This window comes from Methylobacterium tardum, from assembly GCF_023546765.1.
Taxonomy (GTDB): Bacteria; Pseudomonadota; Alphaproteobacteria; order Rhizobiales; family Beijerinckiaceae; genus Methylobacterium; species Methylobacterium tardum.
In genome coordinates this window covers 2,749,665-2,766,853 of the sequence record NZ_CP097484.1, presented here as the reverse complement: position 1 = coordinate 2,766,853, position 17,189 = coordinate 2,749,665, and the positions used below count along the sequence as shown (strand labels likewise).

The 17,189-nt window shown below is 70.1% G+C and carries 14 protein-coding genes and 1 pseudogene; 8 read left to right on the top strand and 7 right to left on the bottom strand.

Features of this window, described 5'->3' with window-relative positions:
- Positions 1–12: 12 nt before the first annotated feature.
- Together chvE and M6G65_RS13130 are read right to left on the bottom strand one after the other, a co-directional pair.
- Positions 13–1,071: a multiple monosaccharide ABC transporter substrate-binding protein gene (gene chvE / locus M6G65_RS13135; RefSeq protein WP_430929574.1), complete on the bottom strand. Its 1,059-nt coding sequence runs from the start codon at positions 1,069–1,071 to the stop codon at positions 13–15.
- A 626-nt stretch (positions 1,072–1,697) separates the two neighbouring features.
- Complete coding sequence (locus M6G65_RS13130; RefSeq protein WP_238195446.1) at positions 1,698–2,450, bottom strand: SDR family oxidoreductase; 753 nt, start codon at positions 2,448–2,450, stop codon at positions 1,698–1,700.
- Positions 2,451–2,664: 214 nt separating this feature from the next.
- Here M6G65_RS13130 and M6G65_RS13125 point away from each other — a divergent pair.
- From M6G65_RS13125 to mutS, 5 genes and pseudogenes are all read left to right on the top strand, one after another.
- Positions 2,665–4,399: pseudogene (locus M6G65_RS13125) on the top strand (patatin-like phospholipase family protein).
- A gap of 101 nt (positions 4,400–4,500) precedes the next feature.
- Positions 4,501–4,668: a hypothetical protein gene (locus M6G65_RS13120; RefSeq protein ID WP_238195448.1), complete on the top strand. Its 168-nt coding sequence runs from the start codon at positions 4,501–4,503 to the stop codon at positions 4,666–4,668.
- Between the two features lie 59 nt (positions 4,669–4,727).
- Entirely contained in the window at positions 4,728–5,585 is an 858-nt protein-coding gene (locus M6G65_RS13115) for an alpha/beta fold hydrolase (protein WP_238195449.1), read from the top strand.
- Positions 5,586–5,818: 233 nt separating this feature from the next.
- The gene (locus M6G65_RS13110) at positions 5,819–6,127 is read left to right on the top strand and encodes a hypothetical protein (RefSeq protein ID WP_238195450.1); all 309 of its coding nucleotides are present in this window, start codon (positions 5,819–5,821) and stop codon (positions 6,125–6,127) included.
- A gap of 150 nt (positions 6,128–6,277) precedes the next feature.
- Positions 6,278–8,995 carry a DNA mismatch repair protein MutS gene (gene mutS / locus M6G65_RS13105; RefSeq protein ID WP_238195451.1) on the top strand — a complete coding sequence of 906 codons (2,718 nt, stop codon included), beginning with the start codon at positions 6,278–6,280 and terminating at the stop codon, positions 8,993–8,995.
- 220 nt (positions 8,996–9,215) lie between these two features.
- Here the strand turns inward: mutS and M6G65_RS13100 are convergent, their stop codons facing one another.
- Together M6G65_RS13100 and M6G65_RS13095 are read right to left on the bottom strand one after the other, a co-directional pair.
- Complete coding sequence (locus M6G65_RS13100; RefSeq protein WP_238195452.1) at positions 9,216–9,653, bottom strand: response regulator; 438 nt, start codon at positions 9,651–9,653, stop codon at positions 9,216–9,218.
- Positions 9,654–9,709: 56 nt separating this feature from the next.
- Positions 9,710–10,714, bottom strand: a complete 1,005-nt coding sequence (locus tag M6G65_RS13095) for a histidine kinase dimerization/phosphoacceptor domain -containing protein (protein WP_250104030.1) — start codon at positions 10,712–10,714, stop codon at positions 9,710–9,712.
- A gap of 277 nt (positions 10,715–10,991) precedes the next feature.
- Between M6G65_RS13095 and M6G65_RS13090 the strand changes: the two genes are divergently transcribed.
- The 3 genes from M6G65_RS13090 (at position 10,992) to M6G65_RS13080 (ending at position 14,083) form a co-directional block, all read left to right on the top strand.
- Positions 10,992–12,377: an AmpG family muropeptide MFS transporter gene (locus M6G65_RS13090; RefSeq protein WP_250104029.1), complete on the top strand. Its 1,386-nt coding sequence runs from the start codon at positions 10,992–10,994 to the stop codon at positions 12,375–12,377.
- 25 nt (positions 12,378–12,402) lie between these two features.
- Positions 12,403–13,341 (top strand): EcsC family protein, encoded by a 939-nt coding sequence (locus M6G65_RS13085; protein WP_238195455.1) that lies wholly within the window; start codon positions 12,403–12,405, stop codon positions 13,339–13,341.
- A gap of 82 nt (positions 13,342–13,423) precedes the next feature.
- Positions 13,424–14,083: an MgtC/SapB family protein gene (locus M6G65_RS13080; RefSeq protein WP_238195456.1), complete on the top strand. Its 660-nt coding sequence runs from the start codon at positions 13,424–13,426 to the stop codon at positions 14,081–14,083.
- A 13-nt stretch (positions 14,084–14,096) separates the two neighbouring features.
- Here M6G65_RS13080 and ilvA read toward each other — a convergent pair whose 3' ends face one another.
- From ilvA to M6G65_RS13065, 3 genes are all read right to left on the bottom strand, one after another.
- Positions 14,097–15,626: a threonine ammonia-lyase, biosynthetic gene (gene ilvA / locus M6G65_RS13075; protein ID WP_250104028.1), complete on the bottom strand. Its 1,530-nt coding sequence runs from the start codon at positions 15,624–15,626 to the stop codon at positions 14,097–14,099.
- An 87-nt stretch (positions 15,627–15,713) separates the two neighbouring features.
- Positions 15,714–16,061, bottom strand: a complete 348-nt coding sequence (locus M6G65_RS13070; protein ID WP_238195458.1) for a diacylglycerol kinase — start codon at positions 16,059–16,061, stop codon at positions 15,714–15,716.
- Positions 16,058–17,113 (bottom strand): AbrB family transcriptional regulator, encoded by a 1,056-nt coding sequence (locus M6G65_RS13065; protein WP_238195459.1) that lies wholly within the window; start codon positions 17,111–17,113, stop codon positions 16,058–16,060. The genes M6G65_RS13070 and M6G65_RS13065 overlap by 4 nt, the downstream gene beginning before the upstream one ends.
- Between the last annotated feature and the right edge of the window lie 76 nt (positions 17,114–17,189).

Here is a 17,189-nt window from a genome sequence, read left to right as displayed (position 1 = left end):
AGGCCGCCGCGCTCACTTGAGCTGGTCGAGGGTGTAGTAGCCGGTGTCGGCGAGGGCCGGCTTCCAATTGGCCTTGGTGACGATCACCGGCGTCAGCAGGAAGGACGGGACGACCTTCTTGCCGTTGTTGTAGGTCTTGGCGTCGTTGATCTCGGGCTGCCGGCCGGCCTCGATCGCGTCGATCATCGCGACCGTCACCTTGGCTAGTTCGCGCGTGTCCTTGAAGATCGTCGCCGTCTGCTCGCCCGCGATGATCGACTTGACCGCCTGCAGCTCCGCATCCTGGCCGCTGACCACCGGCAGCTTCACATTGCCGGAGCCGTAGCCGACGCTCTTCACCGACGAGATGATGGCGGTGGAGATGCCGTCATAGGGCGAGAGCACCGCGTCGAGATGCGCGTTGCCGTAATAGGCCGAGAGCAGGTTATCCATCCGGGCCTGCGCGGTCGCGGGATCCCAGCGCAGCGTCGATACCTTGTCCATGCCGAACTGGCCCGAGCGCACGACGAGCGTCTTGGCATCGATGTAGGGCTTCAGCACCGACAGGGCGCCGTCGTAGAAAAAGTATGCGTTATTGTCGTCGGGCGAGCCACCGAACAGCTCTATGTTGAACGGTCCCTTCCCGTCCTTCAGGCCGAGCGCGTCGACGATAGAGGTCGCCTGCTGAACCCCCACCTTGTAGTTGTCGAACGTGGCGTAATAATCGACGTTCGGTGTTCCCTTGATCAGGCGGTCGTAGGCGATGACCTTCACGCCGCGCTCGCTCGCCTTTGCCAGCACATCGCTGAGCGTGGTTCCGTCGATCGAGGCGATCACCAGCAGCTTCACGCCCTTCGTGAGCATGTTCTCGATCTGCGCGAGCTGTGTCGGAATGTCGTCGTCGGCATGTTGCAGATCCGGCTTGTAGCCCTTGGCCTGGAGCAACTTCACGATGTTGTTGCCGTCGTCGATCCAGCGCTGCGACGATTTGGTCGGCATGGCGACGCCGATCGGATCACCACCGGCCGCCCGCGCCGCCGGCGCGGCCAGCGCGCTCAGGAGTGAGACGCCCAGGACGAACTTGAGAAACATTGGTTTGGCGATCATGGCTCCCCCGTTCTTGCTGTCTTTTCCGGACCTGCGGTAAAACTTCAGAACCGTCGACCGGATCAACGCCGACTTGGACACTCGGTTAAAATCCGAGATCGATCATCACGCGCCCCAGACTTATCGTTATATACGCGCTCTTCTCTGCAGAACGACTTACATCGACAGCAGATATATTCACGAAGATCGTCGCAAATCGTCGATCGCACACATCAGCACGGTGCAGCATTGCCGGTTGAGACGGTGTGCAGTCGGCGTTTTCCCTCTCCGATGACACCGGGTTGGGTCCCGACCGTTCTTCGTTCTCTTATTTGTATGAGTTATGAAAACGGTCGTCAATCGTGGGCATGCGGGGCTGGCCTCGCAGCGGCCGCCTGTGGATGGCGTCTGACGCGGGTCGGCGCGCCCGTGATCAGCGTGCGGCTGGACCGGGACGTTCGCGGTTCGGGATTTGTGCAAGCCGCCGGTTGTCGAGTCGGGACTGCTCGCCCGAATCTCAAACCTGTCGGGATGAACGGGCCGGACGGGCCCGGATTCAAGGGCCCGGCGGCAGCCCGGGAAGCATCGCTATGCGGATCATGTGGTCCGCATAGCGGGACAGGAGCGGCGGCTCAGCCGCGTCCGACGAACGGCATCTTGGTCGCCATGATGGTCATGAACTGCACGTTGGTTTCGAGCGGCAGGCTCGCCATCGTGAGGACCGCCTGTCCGACGTGATCCGGATCCATCACGGCTTCGGGCCGGAGCGACCCGTCCGCCTGGCGGACGCCCGCCTTCATCTTTCCCCCCATGGGCGTGTCAGCGTTGCCGATATCGATCTGCCCGCAGGCGATGTCGTAGGCACGGCCGTCGAGGGACGTCGCCTTGGTCAGGCCGGTCACGGCGTGCTTGGTCGCCGTGTAGGCGATGGAATTCGGCCGCGGGGCGTGTGCCGAGATCGAGCCGTTGTTGATGATCCGGCCGCCGCGGGGATCCTGGTCGCGCATGATCCGGAAGGCGTGCTGCGTGCACAGGAACAGGGCGGTGAGGTTGGTGTCGACCACCTGCCGCCATGTCTCCAGCGGCAGGTCCTCGAGGGGCACCGGCGGGGCTCCGATCCCGGCATTGTTGAACAGCAGGTCGAGCCGCCCGTATTCCGCCCGCGTGCGGGCGAACAGGTTGGCGATCGAATCGGGATCGGTCACATCGGTGGGCACCACGAGCGCCCGGTCACCGCCGATCTGGGCCGCTGTCTCGTCGAGGGGCGCGGGCCGCCGCCCGGACAGCACGACGCGCCAGCCGGCTCCGGCCAGCGCCAGGGCCGCGGCCTTGCCGACCCCCGTCCCCGCCCCGGTCACGATCGCGATCCGACCTGCTTCCGACATGCGCTCCTCCCGGCCTTGTTGTCGCCCGGCTGTAGCGGATGGCCGTCGCGGCGCGAAGGCATCGGCGTTTCAGATGCGCGGCTCGGTCACGCGGCGCCCGCTTGACGGCGGGCGCGCTATGGTGGCCCGAAATGGGAGAGCGTGGAGGGGACGGAACGATGCGGCGGAGACCGACGGCAGAGCTGCGCCGCGTTGCGTCTCCGGCGGTGCACCGGTGAGCGCGCCCGAGATCCCGTTCCTGTCCGGTCTCGATGCCGCGGCCGCCGCGGCGGTCCGGGCCCGCATGGTCCCGGTCGCGGTGCCGGGCGGCCAGATCCTGTTCGAGCAGGGCGCCTCGGGAGACGCGCTCTACACCTTGGTCTCCGGGGCAATCGGCGTCTCGGCCCGCGACCACAACGGCAGCCCCACCCGGATCGCGCGCCTGCGCCCGCCCGAGACTTTCGGCGAGATGGCCCTGCTGTCGGAGGCCCCCCGGGCGGCGACCGTGATGGCCCTGCGCGACTCCCATCTGCTGAAGCTGACCCGCGACGCCTTCGAGGCGGTGATCGCCGAGCATCCGCAGACGCTCCTCTACTTCGCCCGCATGCTGGCCGACCGGCTGCGGGCGATCTACGACGGTTACTCGGTGCATCACGCGCCCCGGATCTTCACGATCCTGGCGGTGACCGAAGGGCCGAACCCAGAAATCCTCGCCCGGCAGCTCGCGGCCGCCTTCGACGCGCTCCTGCCGGGCGAGACCGGCTGCCTCACGGACTGGCCCGAGGGCGCCGACGAGGCGTGGTTCCAGACCTTCGAGGGCCAGCACGCGCGTACGATCTTCGCGGCGCATGAGATCGACTGTCCCTGGTGCCGGCAGAGCCAGCGCCGGGGCGACCACGTGCTGCTGCTCGCCGAGCCCGGCGCCCCGCCGCGACCGGGGGCGGCGGAATACCTAGAGCGGGTGCGCTCCGACTGGATCCGCATGGACCTGGTGATCCGGCAGGATCCCGATGTGCGGCGCCCGAAACCGCTCCATCCCGCCGTCTCGGCGCTGCCGGCCGCGATGCGGATCCAGGTCCGCCACGGACGGCAGGACGACCTCCACCGTCTGGCCCGGCTCGCCAGCGGCGCGGCCCGGGGTCTGGTGCTCGGCGGCGGCGGCGCCCGCGGCCTCGCCCATCTCGGGGTGCTGAAGGCCCTCGGACGAGGTCGCCTGCGCGCCGGACTTCGTCGGCGGCACCAGCATGGGCGCGATCATGGCGGCGAGCCTCGCCATGGGCTGGCCCATCTCGGAGATCCAGTCGCAGATCGAGGCATTCTTCGCCACCAGCAACCCGCTCAACGACTACACCCTGCCGCTCCATGCCCTGACCCGGGGCGCCAAGGTCGATGCCGGCCTAGCGGCGCGCTACGGCGGCGTGCGCATCGAGGATCTGTGGCTGCCGTTCTTCTGCGTGTCGTCGAACCTGACCACCGGGAACACAATGGTCCATCGCTCGGGCGACCTGCCGAAGGCGCTGCGGGCCAGCATCGCCATCCCCGGGCTCCTGCCGCCGGTCCTGTGCGACGAGGGCGTGCTGGTCGACGGCGGCATGATGAACAACCTTCCGGCCGACGTCGCCGCCGGGCTGGAGCGCGGCCCGGTGCTCGCCGTCGATGTCGGCAGCGACCGGGCCTTCCAGGACATGCCCCATCGCGGCTGGAGGGGCCGGCTCGTGCGCAAGCTGATCGGCTCGCCGCTGGCCATGCCCGGCCTCGCGCCGCTGCTGCTGCGCGCCGCGACGGTCTCGAGCGACGCGCAGAGCCTGATGGCGGCGGCCCACGCGACCGCCGTGCTCAAGCCGCAGCTCTCCGGCATCGACCTGCGGGCGTGGTCGCGCTTCCGGGAATCGGCCGAGCTCGGCTACCGCGAGACGCGTGCCGGCCTCGACGCCGGCACCCTGGCGCGCTGGCTCGATCCGCTGCGCTGACGTGTCCCCGTGCGGCAGCGCACGCGCATGTCCCAAGCCCCTGTAACCCCGGGCGCCGGGCGCCGATCTCCCGTCAGAGACGGAATCAGGAGACCAGCGCCATGACCCAGTTCGCCACCCTTCCGGCCGAGGCCCCCGCCGCGCCCTCCCGGACCCTGCTGCACGGCGCGGCCTTCGTGCTGCTCTGCCTGTGGACCCGCAGCTCGCCGGACGAGCTGCGCGACCAGCTGTCCGCCGAAGCCGGCGCCTGCGCGGCGCTCGGATTCTAAGCGGATCGCCCACACGGGTGCGGGCGTTCTCCGCCGATCAGCAGGGAGCGCCGAAGCGGATGGACGTTGCGGGTGTGAACTTTCGCCAAGTCGCTCTGCCGGAGGTGCGCCTGCACGTGGCCGAGGCGGGTCCGGAGAGCGGCCCGCCGACCATCCTGCTGCACGGTTTCCCCGAGTTCTGGTTCGGCTGGCGCCACCAGATCGGGCCGCTCGCCGAGGCTGGCTTACGGGTGATCGTGCCGGATCAGCGCGGCTACAATCGCAGTGACAGGCCGCAAGGCCTCTCCGCCTACCACCTCGACAGGCTGGCCGGCGACGTGCTGGCACTGGCGGATGCCTACGGCCTCCCCACGATCCGGCTCGTCGGCCATGATTGGGGCGGTCTCGTCGCGTGGTGGCTGGCCAGCCGCCATCCCGAGCGGATCGAGCGGCTCGCGATCCTCAACGCGCCGCATCCCGGCATCGTCGGCGCGTATATGCGGCACCATCCCGGCCAGTGGCTGCGCAGCGTCTATGTCGGCCTGTTTCAGCTCCCCGGCCTTCCCGAGCGGCTGCTGACGGCCGACCGGTGCCGCGCCCTCCGGCACGCGCTGACCTCAACCAGCCGGCCGGGCGCGTTCTCGGCTGCCGATCTCGACCGCTACGTGGAAGCGTGGCTCCAGCCCGGCGCGATGACCGCCATGCTGAACTGGTACCGGGCCCTGGTGCGTCTGCCGCGGGACGAGCCGGCCCAGGTCCGGGTCCCGACCCTCATCCTCTGGGGCAAGCAGGACACAGCCCTTCAATCCGGCCTCGCGGAGGCGAGCCTCGCCTTCTGCGACGCGGGCCGGATCCGCTGGTACGAGCGCGCCAGCCACTGGCTCGCGCACGAGGAGCCGGATTCCGTCAACTTGGAATTGACGCGTTTCCTGTCCTGATCAGCACGGGCGAACGCGACAGAGGCATACGCTGCCAGATTGCACAAAGCATCTGGCTTCGCTTTTAAGTTATAAATTCCCCCGCGCCGAATGTCGGCACCACGCGTCACGCGATAATTCATTCCACGTCAGAGACGAAATCGACAGCTTCATTTTTCCTGCACGCTCCGGAACTTCCCTGCGACCATTCTCTTAGGTGGTGGCTCATACGGTAGGATCGGAGTTACTCGTACATGTCTATGCGTTCTCTTCTGACGGCAGGCCTGTTGATCGGCGGCCTGATGGCCGGCGCGGCGACCGCACAGGCGGCACCGTCCATGCCTCAGCCCGGCCTCGCCGGCCACGACATGGTCGAGTCCGTCGTGATGCATCGCCATTACTGCATGCATCACCACCGAATGCACCGGCACCACACCACGCGGCACGAGCGGCGGATGCGCCGGCTCAACACCATGCGTCACGGCAACCCGAACGCGAAGAATCCCGCCCTGCGCGGCTACCAGCAGAACCTGGGCGGCACCACGAACGGCCCGCGCTACTGAGGCGCGGCAGGTCTTCGACGCCGGCCGTGGACGCGTTCGCCGTGCCGGTCCCTCGTCCGCGATGAACCCATCCACCGCCGACGCGGCTTCTCCCCAGCCGCGTCGGTGTGCGTGTCCTGATTCGCGGGCGGCGCTCTGCTAAGAGGCGGCATGGCCCGTACCGCCGTCCGCCCCGCCGCCGACATGACGCCCGCCCCCGGCCTGGATCCGGCCGGCGCGACGCCGATGATGGCGCAGTACATCGAGATCAAGGCCGCCAATCCGGACTGCCTGCTGTTCTACCGGATGGGCGACTTCTACGAGCTGTTCTTCGAGGACGCGGAGATCGCGTCTCGGGCGCTCGGCATCGTGCTGACCAAGCGCGGCAAGCACGCGGGCAGCGAGATCCCGATGTGCGGTGTGCCGGTCGAGCGCTCCGACGACTACCTCAACCGCCTGATCGCCCTCGGGCACCGCGTCGCCGTCTGCGAGCAGACCGAGGATCCGGCCGAGGCCAAGAAGCGCGGCCCGAAATCGGTGGTGCGCCGCGAGGTCGTGCGGCTCGTGACCCCGGGGACGATCACCGAGGACCGGCTCCTCGACCCGGCCAGGGCCAACCTCCTCCTGGCGATCGGCCGCCGCAAGACCGGGGAGGGCGCCGTTGCCTACGGCCTCGCGGCCGTCGACATCTCCACGGGGCGCTTCGCCTTAAGCGAGGTTGCGGGCGGCGATCTGGCCGGGGCGATCGCCCGGCACGATCCGCGGGAGATCGTCCTGTCCGAGGCGATCCACGCCGATCCGGCGCTCGCGCGGATCTGGCAGGAGAGCCGGGCCGCCATCGTGCCGCTGGCGCAGGCCGAGCTGGAACCCGCCGCGGCGGAGCGGCGCCTGCGCGAGCAGTACGGGGTCTCGACGCTGGAGGGCTTCGGCCAGTTCACCCGTGCCGAGATCGCGGCCGCCGGGGCGGTACTCCTCTACATCGCCCGCACGCAACTCGCGGCCCGGCCGACCCTGGCCGTGCCGACCCGCGAGGACAGCGGCGCGACTTTGGCGATCGATGCGGCAACGCGCGCCAACCTCGAACTCACCCGAACCCTGTCGGGGGAGCGGACCGGGAGCCTGCTCGCCACGATCGACCGGACCGTGACGGCCAACGGCGCGCGGCTGCTGGCCGAGCACCTCGCCGGACCGCTCACCACGCTCGACGCGATCGCCCGGCGTCACGCCGCCGTGGCGCATCTGGTCGATGACGGCTCGCTGCGCGGCGCCCTGCGCGAGGCCCTGGCCCGGGCGCCGGATCTCGCCCGGGCGCTGTCGCGCACCGGCCTCGGCCGGGCGGGGCCGCGGGATCTCGCGGCGATCCGGGACGGCTTGGCAGTGGCGGCGCAACTCGGCGCCCGCCTCTCCGCCATCCCGAACCTGCCGGACGAGCTCGTCCGTCTCGCCGGGCACCTGGCCGAGGCTGATTCGGAGCTGATCGCGACCCTGGCGGCGGCGCTCGCCGACGATCTTCCGTTGAGCCGCCGCGACGGTGGGTTCGTGCGGCAGGGCTATCTTCCAGAAATCGACGAGGCGCGGACGCTGGGCCAGGATTCCCGCAAGGTGATTGCCGCCCTGCAGGCCCGCTACGCCGAGCAGACCGGCTGCCGGACCCTGCGCATCAAGCACAACAACCTGCTCGGCTACTTCATCGAGGTCCCGCAATCGGTCGGCGAGGCTTGCCTGAAGGGTCTGCAGAGCGAATTCGTCCACCGCCAGACGATGGTCGACGCGATGCGCTTCACCAGCGTCGAGCTGGGCGAGCTCGAATCCAAGATCTCCGGCGCCTCCGACCGGGCGCTGGCCCTCGAAGGCGGCGTGTTCGACGACCTCTCCGCCCGCGTGCTCGCTGAGGCCGACTCCATCGCCGAGGTGGCCGAGGCGCTGGCCGGGGTCGACGTCGCGGCGAGCCATGCCGAGCTCGCGGTCGAACTCGACTGGCGACGGCCCATGGTCGACGACTCGCTCAGCTTCGTCGTGGTTGGCGGCCGCCACCCGGTGGTCGAGGCGGCCCTGCGCCGGGCGGGCGAGCCGTTCATCGCCAACGATTGCGATCTCTCGGGGGACACGCGCGGCCGGATCCGGCTGATCACCGGCCCCAACATGGGCGGCAAGTCCACCTTCCTGCGCCAGAACGCGCTGATCGCGGTGCTCGCCCAGATGGGCGCCTTCGTGCCGGCCGCCGAGGCGCGGATCGGGCGGGTCGACCGGCTGTTCTCCCGCGTCGGCGCCGCCGACGATCTCGCCCGCGGGCAATCGACCTTCATGGTCGAGATGGTCGAGACCGCGGCAATCCTCAACCAGGCAACGCGGCGCTCCCTGGTGATCCTCGACGAGATCGGCCGCGGCACCGCGACCTTCGACGGTCTCTCCATCGCCTGGGCCTGCCTGGAGCACCTGCACGAGGTGAATGCCTGCCGGGCGCTCTTCGCCACCCATTTCCACGAACTCACCGCGCTGGGCGACCGTCTGGCCCGGCTGGAGAACGCGACCCTCAAGGTCGCCGAGCATCGGGACGGGGTCGTGTTCCTGCACGAGGTCGTTCCCGGCGTCGCCGAACGGAGCTACGGCCTGCAGGTGGCCCGGCTGGCGGGCCTGCCGGGCAGCGTCGTGTCGCGGGCCGGAGCGATCCTCAAGAGCCTGGAGAAGGCGGAGCGCGGCCGCCCGGCGCGGGCGCGGATCGACGACCTGCCGCTCTTCGCGGCCCTCGCGCCGCCACCGCCGCCGGAGCCGCCGCCTGAGGATCCCCTCGGGGCGCTGCTCGATGCCATCGACCCGGACGCGCTCACGCCCCGCGAGGCGCTCGACGCGCTGTATCGGCTGAAGCGCGAGCGGGTGGGAGGGCGCTGAGCGGGCGATCCAATCCCATCGCCTCAAGAGTAGAGGTAACCGCAACAGACGCCCGTCATCCCGGGGCCGCGCAGCGGAGCCCGGGATCCAGACCCGCCGACGCGCCAAGGACTTGCAGGGGCTGAGGGTCTGGTTTCCGGGCTCGCTTGCGGCGCCCCGGAATGACGGGGTGACGCCCCATCCGAGCAGGCACAGAGCCAGAGGCTGCGTGGGGGAATGCTCAGACCGGGGCGGGCGAGAAGCCGTCCGGGCAGGCCGGCTCCTGGCGGCCGGACCGGCGATCCGCTACGTAGTCGAGGGTGCTGGCCACGACACGCTCGGAATAGGGTTTCGCGATCACGCCGATGGCGCCCGCGAAGTCGTTCGGGATGCGCTTGGCATTCGCGGTCATGAACACCACGGTGGTGCGCTGGTCGGCGGAAAGCGCCCGGGCGACCTCGATACCCGTCGGTCCGTCGACCAGGTGGATGTCCACCAGGGCGACATCGGGCGCCGTGGACCGGCCCATCGCGATGGCCTCGGCGGCGTTGCCGGCAACGCCGACCGTCACGTGCCCGAGGTCGTCCAGCAGGCTCTCGAGTTCGAGCGCGATCACGGCCTCATCCTCGACCACGAGGATGCGGAGCGCGGTTTCCACGGCGGCGTTCCCGGTCCCCATGCGCTCTCCGATCCCGGCTTCGCGGCCGCTGAGCTTGAAACGTCCGCGCGGATTTCTCAAGCCGCGGGTTGCAGCGGGATATCGATCTCCACGGTCGTGCCGGGACCGGCATCCGACCACGCGACGGTTCCGCGCATTTGCCGGACGACCATCTCCACCAGATTCCGTCCGAAGCCGGCCGGGTTGGGGGGCGTTGCCGCGAGGCCGACCCCGTCGTCCCGGATGGTCAGGTGCATGCCGCCTTCGTTGCGGCGGGCCACGATCGAGACGCGTCCCTCGCGCGCGTCCGGGAAGGCGTGGCGCAGGGCATTCGCGGTCAGCTCGTGGATGAGCAGGGCGAGGGGCGCCGCCATCGCGGCCGCGACCGCGATCGGCTCGACATCGGCCTCGACCCGGAGGTGATCCGGGTCCAGCCCGGCATTCATGTCGGCCAGAAACTCGGCCGCGAAGTCTCCGAGATTGAAATGCGTGATGTCGCCTTCGGAGTAGAGCATCCGGTGGGCGGTCGACAGCGCACCGATCCGTTCCGCCATGCTCTGAAGCGCGTCGCGTGCCTCGCCCTCCGGGGTCCTGCGGGCCTTCAGCAGCATCAGCGAGGAGATCACCTGCAGGTTGTTCTTTACCCGGTGATCGACCTCGTGGAGTAGCGCCGTCTTCTGCTCCAGCGCCGCGCTGAGGTCGTGGGTCCGCGCGCTGACGAGGCGCTCCAACTGATCGTTGGTGCCGCGCATGGTGACTTCCATCTGGTGGACATGAGTCATGTCCGCCTGGGCGGCGTAGAAGAAGGCCACGCCTTCCGCGTCGGAGACCGGCGTGATGGTCATCGCATTCCAGAACGCCGTGCCGTCCTTCCGGTAGTTGAGCAGCTCGACCGAGATCGGCTCCGCGGCGCGAACTGCGTTGCGGATCCGGTCGACCGTGGCTCGGTCCGTGGCCGGCCCCTGCAGCATGCGGCAATTGCGTCCGACGATCTCGTCCGCGGCGTAGCCGGTCGCCTGGAGGAACGCGTCGTTCGCCCAAGCAATCGGGTTGTCGGGCGCGCGGGCGTCGGTGATCACCATGGGGGACGGGCTGCGCGCGAACGCGTCGACCAACATCGCGGGCGGTGGACTGGGCTCGGGTCGGGCACTCAACTCGGTATTCCACACTCAGGCGGCGTCAACCGTTCGTCCTGCGGCACCTTGATCGCGCCACGCCGCGCGGGACGTGGGCGCCGCGTTAAGCAAGCTTCGATCAAGATTGAGGCAAAAGACATCACAATCCAGCGAAATTCCATGCGGCGTAAGGCTGCCACGATTTCGCGGGATCAAGGCCACGAAGGCTCAGGAGTTCCATGCCATGGCCAACCAGCCACAGGCGACGCGCCGTTTCCGGCTCCGCGACATCGCCGAGGATCGGCGCATCATGCTGATGCTCGCCCTCGGGTTCTCCTCGGGCCTGCCCCTGCTGCTCGTCCTCGGGACGTTCACGCTCCGGCTCGCCTTCTCGGATATCGACGTGCGGGCCATCGGCCTGTTCAGCTACGTGGCACTGCCGTACTCGCTGAAATTTCTCTGGGCGCCCGCGATCGACCGCCTCACCGTGCCGGTCCTCGGCGCGCGCCTGGGTCGCCGCCGCGCCTGGATGGTGACGACACAGGCGGCCGTCGCCCTGTGCCTCGTCCTGATGGCCTTCTCCGACCCGAAGACCAGCCTCGCGCTCCTCGGCCTCGGGGCGTTTTTGGTGGCGTTCTGCGCCGCCAGCCAGGACGTGGTGATCGACGGCTGGCGCATCGACGCGGCCGGCAGCGACTTCCAGGGCATCCTGGCGGCGACATCGAACCTCGGCTACCGCCTCGGCCTGATCACGGCCGGGGCCGGAGCGCTGTTCATCGCCTCGGCCGGGGGCTGGACTCTGGCCTACCTGATCATGGCCGCGCTGATGCTAGTCGGGATGATCGCCGCCCTGCTGGCCCCGTCCTTCGACACGGCCCGCGCCGCCCAGGCGGAGACACCGGCCCGTTCCCGGCTCTGGTCGATGCGCCGCGCCGTGCTGGAGCCCCTGACCGAGCTGCACGGGCGCTTCGGCGGCGCGCTCTGGGGCATCCTGCTGCTGGTGGCGCTCTACCGCCTACCGGACTTCCTGTCCGGCGTCATGGCGAGCCCGCTCTATCGGACGCTGGGCTTCGACCTGAAGGAGATCGCCACCGTCACCAAGCTCTACGGAATCTGGATCGGGATCGCGGGCGGCTTTGCCGGCGGCTGGGCGCTGGCCCGGCTCGGATTGTTCCCGACCCTGCTTCTGGGCGCCTTCCTGGCCGCCTCCTCGCACCTCGCCTTCGCGTGGCTCTCGGCCGGACCGGCCGACCTGTGGCGGCTGACCGTGGCCATCTCCATCGAGAATTTCTGCGGCTCCTTCGCGGGGATCGTGCTGATCGCCTACATGTCGAGCCTCACCAGCGCGGCCTATGCGGCGACGCAGTACGCGCTGTTCTCCTCCCTCTACGCGCTGCCCGGCAAGCTAGTCGCGGGCTCATCGGGCTTCGTCGTCGCAGCGATCGGCTACCCGGCCTTCTTCGTGATGACCTCCCTGGTGGGCATCCCGGTACTGGCGCTCTGCCTCGCGGTCGGGCGCCGCAGCGGCCGTCCGGCCACGAAACCCGCGTCGCGCGAGGCCGACGAGGCGGGGAACCGCATCCCGGGGCCCGAGCTTCCTTCCACGGCGCGCGCCCCGGGGGCGGCGTGAGCGGGATCAATCCAGGGATTTGCGGATGAGCACGAGCGACCTCACCCTCGCCGGCGAGACGCTGCCGGCAGCGGCCCCAGAGACGGTCCTGAGCGAAGCGGATCTGGCGGCCCTGCGCAGGGCCGTTCAGGTCCTGGAGCGCCCGAGCCTCGCGGCCCGCCTCTCCGCGGCGGCGGGCGCCCCACTCGACATCATCGGCCGCTCGCTGCCCGCCCCGGTCACTGAGGCGGTCGGCCGCAGCACCGAGGCCGCCATGCGCGGCGCGATGCGCGTTGCCCTGGCCACCCTCCCGCGCAAGGAACTCGTTCCGGCCGAAGGCGGGGATTTCGGCTCGGCCGCCGGGAAGATCGAGGGCCGGCTCGCGCGCCTGCTCGGGTCGGGAGAGGCCAAGCACAAGGCGATGGTGGCCCTTTCCGGCGCGGTCGGCGGAGCCTTCGGGCTCACGACGCTGGCCGTCGAGCTGCCGGTCTCCACCACCCTGATGCTCCGCTCCATCGCGGAGATCGCCCGCGAGGAGGGCGAGGATCTGGAGACGCCCGAGGGCGCGCTCGCCTGCGTTCAGGTCTTCGCACTGGGCGGCCGCACCGCTGCCGAGCCGGAGGCGGGCTCGCCGCTGACCGAGAGCGGCTACTTCGCGGTCCGGGCAGCCCTCGCCAAGACGCTGGCGGAAGCGGCCCGCTACGCCGGCAGCAAGACCCTGCTCGATCAATCTGCCCCCGCGCTGATCCGCTTCACCGCGCAGATCGCGGCGCGGTTCGGCCTTGTGGTCTCGCAGAAGGTTGCGGCGCAGGCCGTGCCGATCCTGGGGGCTTTCGGCGGCGCGGCGGTCAACACCGCCTTCATGAACCACTTCCAGGGGACCGCGCGGGCGCATTTCACCGTCCGGCGCCTGGAGCGGAGCTACGGGGCCGCCGCCGTCCGAGCCGCCTACGAGGTCGAGAAGGCCGCCCTCGGCATCGCTTGATAAGCCGGCTCAAAATCCGCAAGGATCGTCCGCTTTCGCACATGGCGGATGATGGGAGGCGGACCTGATCGGCAACGCGGAGATGGTAGCCCGGCTGGCGCTGGCGGCACTGTTCGGCAGTGTGATCGGCCTGGAACGCGAGCGCCTGCTCTGGGCGGCGGGTCTGCGGACCCACATGCTGGTCTGCGTCGGCTCGTGCCTGATCATGCTGGTCTCAGCCTTCGGCTTCGCCGACGTGCTCGGGACCGACCATGTCGTGCTCGACCCGTCCCGTATCGCCGCACAGGTGGTGTCCGGCATCGGCTTTCTCGGGGCCGGCACGATCCTGCTGCGCGGCGAGGTCGTGAAGGGCCTGACCACGGCGGCCAGCCTCTGGGGCGTGGCGGCGATCGGGCTCGCCATCGGCAGCGGGCTCTACGTGCCGGCGCTCGCCGCCACGGCGCTGATCGTCGGCATCCTGGCCGGGGTGAAGCCTTTCGAGGAGCGCTGGCGCGACCGGATGCGGGCCCAGACCCTGCGACTCACCGCGCGCAAGGGTGCGCTGTCGATCGACACCCTGCAGGCGGCGACCGGCGAGCGCGCCTCGCGGGTACGGACCTTCACGGTCCGCCCGAGCGCCGACCCGGACTTTGACGAAGTCACCGTGACCTTTGTCCGCCTGTCCCGCACGAGCTTCGAGGCGATCGCCGCGAAGCTGCGGGCTATGCCCGACGTGACGGCGGCAGAGGAGGCGGACGAATGACCGGGGTGCCGGCTCACGCCGCGCCGGCACCCTCGCCGTCGAGGAACAGGCGGTAGGCCGGGTTCTCGGTCTCGTCCGTGGCCGGGTAGCCGAGCGCCTCGATGACCGCGTCGAACCGGGCCCGTTCGCCCGGCGGCACCGCGATGCCGGCTAGCACCCGGCCGTAATCGGCGCCGTGATTGCGGTAATGGAACAGCGTGATGTCGAAGTCCGGGCCTAGCGCCTCGAGGAACTTCATCAGCGCGCCCGGCCGCTCCGGGAACTGGAAGCGGAACAGCCGCTCGTGCGCGACCCCGACGGCCCGGCCGCCGACCATGTAGCGGACATGGACCTTGGCCATCTCGTTGTCGCTCATGTCGAGGACCCGGTAGCCGGCCTCGCGCAGGGAGCCGATCAGCGCCTGCTTCTCGCGCTTGCCCCCGCTGACGTTGATGCCCACGAAGATCTGCGCCTCGGCGCCGGGGGCGTGGCGGTAGTTGAACTCGGTGACGGCGCGCGGACCCAGCGCCTGGATGAAGGCCCGGTAGGCGCCAGGCCGCTCCGGGATCGTCACCCCGATCAGGACTTCCCGCTGCTCGCCGATCTCCGCCCGCTCGGCGATGTGGCGCAGGCGGTCGAAGTTGAGGTTGGCCCCCGACGAGATGGCGATCAGCGTGCCGTCGCCGCCCTCGCGCTCGGCATAGAGCTTCGCGCCGGCCAAGCTCAGCGCGCCGGACGGCTCGGACACGGCGCGGGTATCGCCGAAGATATCCTTGACGGACGCGCACATGGCGTCGGTGTCGACGGTGATGACCTCGTCGAGATGCTCGCGGCAGAGCCGGAAGGTCTCCTCGCCGGCCTGACGCACGGCGACGCCGTCGGCGAACAAGCCGACGGAGGGCAGGCTGACCCGCGTGCCGGCGGCCAGTGCCGCAGCCATGCAGGCGGCATCCTCGGGCTCGACGCCGATCACCTTCGTGCCGGGCCGCAGGTACTTCACGAAGGTCGCGATCCCGGCGGCCAACCCGCCACCGCCCACCGGCACGAAGATCGCCTCGATCGGTCCGGTATGCTGCTCGAGGATCTCCTTGCCGATCGTACCCTGGCCGGCGATCACGTCGGGATCGCCGAACGGGTGCAGGAAGGTCAGGCCCTGCTCGGCCTCGAGGATCTTGGCCTGGGCCAGCGCCTCGCCGAAGGCGTCGCCGTGCAGCACCACCTCGGCACCGCGGGCCCGGCAGGCATCGACCTTGATGGAGGGCGTGGTCCGCGGCATCACGATCACCGCCCGGGCGCCGAGCTTGGCGGCGGCCAGCGCCACGCCCTGCGCGTGATTGCCCGCCGAAGCGCAGACCACGCCGCGGGCGATCTGGTCCGCGCTCAGGCCCGACATCTTGTTGTAGGCGCCCCGCAGCTTGAACGAGAAGACCGGCTGCAGATCCTCGCGCTTGAGCAGCACCCGCCGGCCCAGCCGCTGCGTGAGGCGCGGCATTGCGTCGAGCGGGCTCTCGATCGCCACGTCGTAGACGCGGGCGGTGAGGATCTTGCGGATGTAGTCCGTCACGGTGTGGGGTCTCGGCCGATCTGCGGGGCTATGCCGGCCCAATAGACCCTCCGGCCCGTAGATGCGAGCGCGCACCCCTGGCGCAGATCAGCCCAGTCGCTCGATCAGCGCCGCCACCCAGACCAGCAGCGCCGCCACCTGAGCCATGAAGGTGCCGGCGGAGGCGAGGTCCTTCACGGTGCCGATCATCGGATGGTGGCCCGGATGGACGTGGTCGCAGAGCTTCTCGACGGCGGTGTTGAGGAACTCGGCCGCCAGCATCAGCAGCAGGCTGACCATGAGCGCGACGCGCACCCACAGCGTCGCACCGAGGAGCAGGGCGACCGGCACGCCGAGCGCCAGCAGGACCAGTTCCTGCCGCACGGCCCGCTCGGTGCGGGCCCCGTGGCGCAGGCCGCGCCAGGAATTGAGAAAGGCGAGGACCAGGGCGTTCATCGGGCCGCCTCCGGCACGGAGCGGCTGATCCACTTGGCGAGCAGCGGGCCGGTGAGCAGCACCACGAACAGGCGCAGCGTCTGCACCGCCAGCACGAAGGACACGTCGGCCTTCGAGCCGACCGCGATGATCGCCACGGAATCGAGGCCGCCGGGGCTCGTCGCCAGCACCGCGGTCAGCAGGTCGATCGGAAGCAGCAGGGTCAGCCCAAAGCCCCAAGCGGCGCAGAGGGCAATCACCGAGAACGTCGCCGCCAGGATCCCCGGCAGGGCCGTGAAAGTCAGCCGCAGGGTCTCGCGGGTGAAGCGCAGGCCGACATAGACGCCGATGCAGGCATAGGCGAGCTCGAGAAGGGGCACGGGCAGCGCCATGCGCACGAGCCCGGTGGCGTGGAGCAAGCTGCCGAGCACCATCGGGCCGACCTGCGCGCCGGCCGGGACCCGCAGGGCGAGCGCCGCCCCGGCGCCCACGACGGCGACTGCGAGCGTCGCCAGGAGGGAGAGCGGCCCGGTCACCTCGCCGGCCCCCGCGGCGGCACCCGGAACCGGGGTCTCCATCAGGAAGCGCGCCGCCAGGGAGGCCGAGAACACCACGGCGGCCACGCGCACATACTGCATGAAGGCGACGAGGCGCGGATCCGCGCCGAAATCCTCGGCCATCGCCACCATGGCGGAGGCGCCGCCGGGCGAAGAGCCCCAGGCCGCAGTGGTGCCGGGGAGGACCCGCAGGCGGGTCAGAATCCATCCGACGAGGCCGCTGACCGCGACGGTCACCAATACGACCGCGACGATGAGCGGTCCGTCCTCCAGCAGGGTCTGGGCGATCTGACCCGTGACGGCGTGCGCAACGAGGCAGCCGATGGCCGCCTGCGAGGCCTGGAAGGCGGCGCGCGGCACGCGCAGGCGTGAGCCGCCGACCCCGAACGCGATGGCACCGATCATCGGCCCGAGCAGCAGTGCGGCCGGAAACTGCGCGCGCACCAAGCCGTAGGAGATGAGCGCGGACGCAGCGATGAGGGCGGCCCAGAGGCCGAGTGTGCGGGGAGAGAGCAAGGCGACCGACGAGGAGGTGCCCGCAAGGACCGTCGGGCGTCAGGCGCGCTATAGCGCAATCTTGGCCCTGTCGCGG

Bases quoted from the DNA above. Each gene is read 5' to 3' on its own strand.
- M6G65_RS13080 (WP_238195456.1), top strand. From the start codon at position 13,424: ATGGTAGCCCGGCTGGCGCTGGCGGCACTGTTCGGCAGTGTGATCGGC.
- M6G65_RS13110 (WP_238195450.1), top strand. From the start codon at position 5,819: ATGTCTATGCGTTCTCTTCTGACGGCAGGCCTGTTGATCGGCGGCCTG.
- M6G65_RS13090 (WP_250104029.1), top strand. From the start codon at position 10,992: ATGGCCAACCAGCCACAGGCGACGCGCCGTTTCCGGCTCCGCGACATC.
- M6G65_RS13130 (WP_238195446.1), bottom strand. From the start codon at position 2,450: ATGTCGGAAGCAGGTCGGATCGCGATCGTGACCGGGGCGGGGACGGGG.
- M6G65_RS13070 (WP_238195458.1), bottom strand. From the start codon at position 16,061: ATGAACGCCCTGGTCCTCGCCTTTCTCAATTCCTGGCGCGGCCTGCGC.
- M6G65_RS13120 (WP_238195448.1), top strand. From the start codon at position 4,501: ATGACCCAGTTCGCCACCCTTCCGGCCGAGGCCCCCGCCGCGCCCTCC.
- mutS (WP_238195451.1), top strand. From the start codon at position 6,278: ATGGCCCGTACCGCCGTCCGCCCCGCCGCCGACATGACGCCCGCCCCC.
- chvE (WP_430929574.1), bottom strand. From the start codon at position 1,071: ATGTTTCTCAAGTTCGTCCTGGGCGTCTCACTCCTGAGCGCGCTGGCC.
- M6G65_RS13115 (WP_238195449.1), top strand. From the start codon at position 4,728: ATGGACGTTGCGGGTGTGAACTTTCGCCAAGTCGCTCTGCCGGAGGTG.
- M6G65_RS13095 (WP_250104030.1), bottom strand. From the start codon at position 10,714: ATGGTGATCACCGACGCCCGCGCGCCCGACAACCCGATTGCTTGGGCG.
- M6G65_RS13085 (WP_238195455.1), top strand. From the start codon at position 12,403: ATGAGCACGAGCGACCTCACCCTCGCCGGCGAGACGCTGCCGGCAGCG.
- M6G65_RS13100 (WP_238195452.1), bottom strand. From the start codon at position 9,653: ATGGGGACCGGGAACGCCGCCGTGGAAACCGCGCTCCGCATCCTCGTG.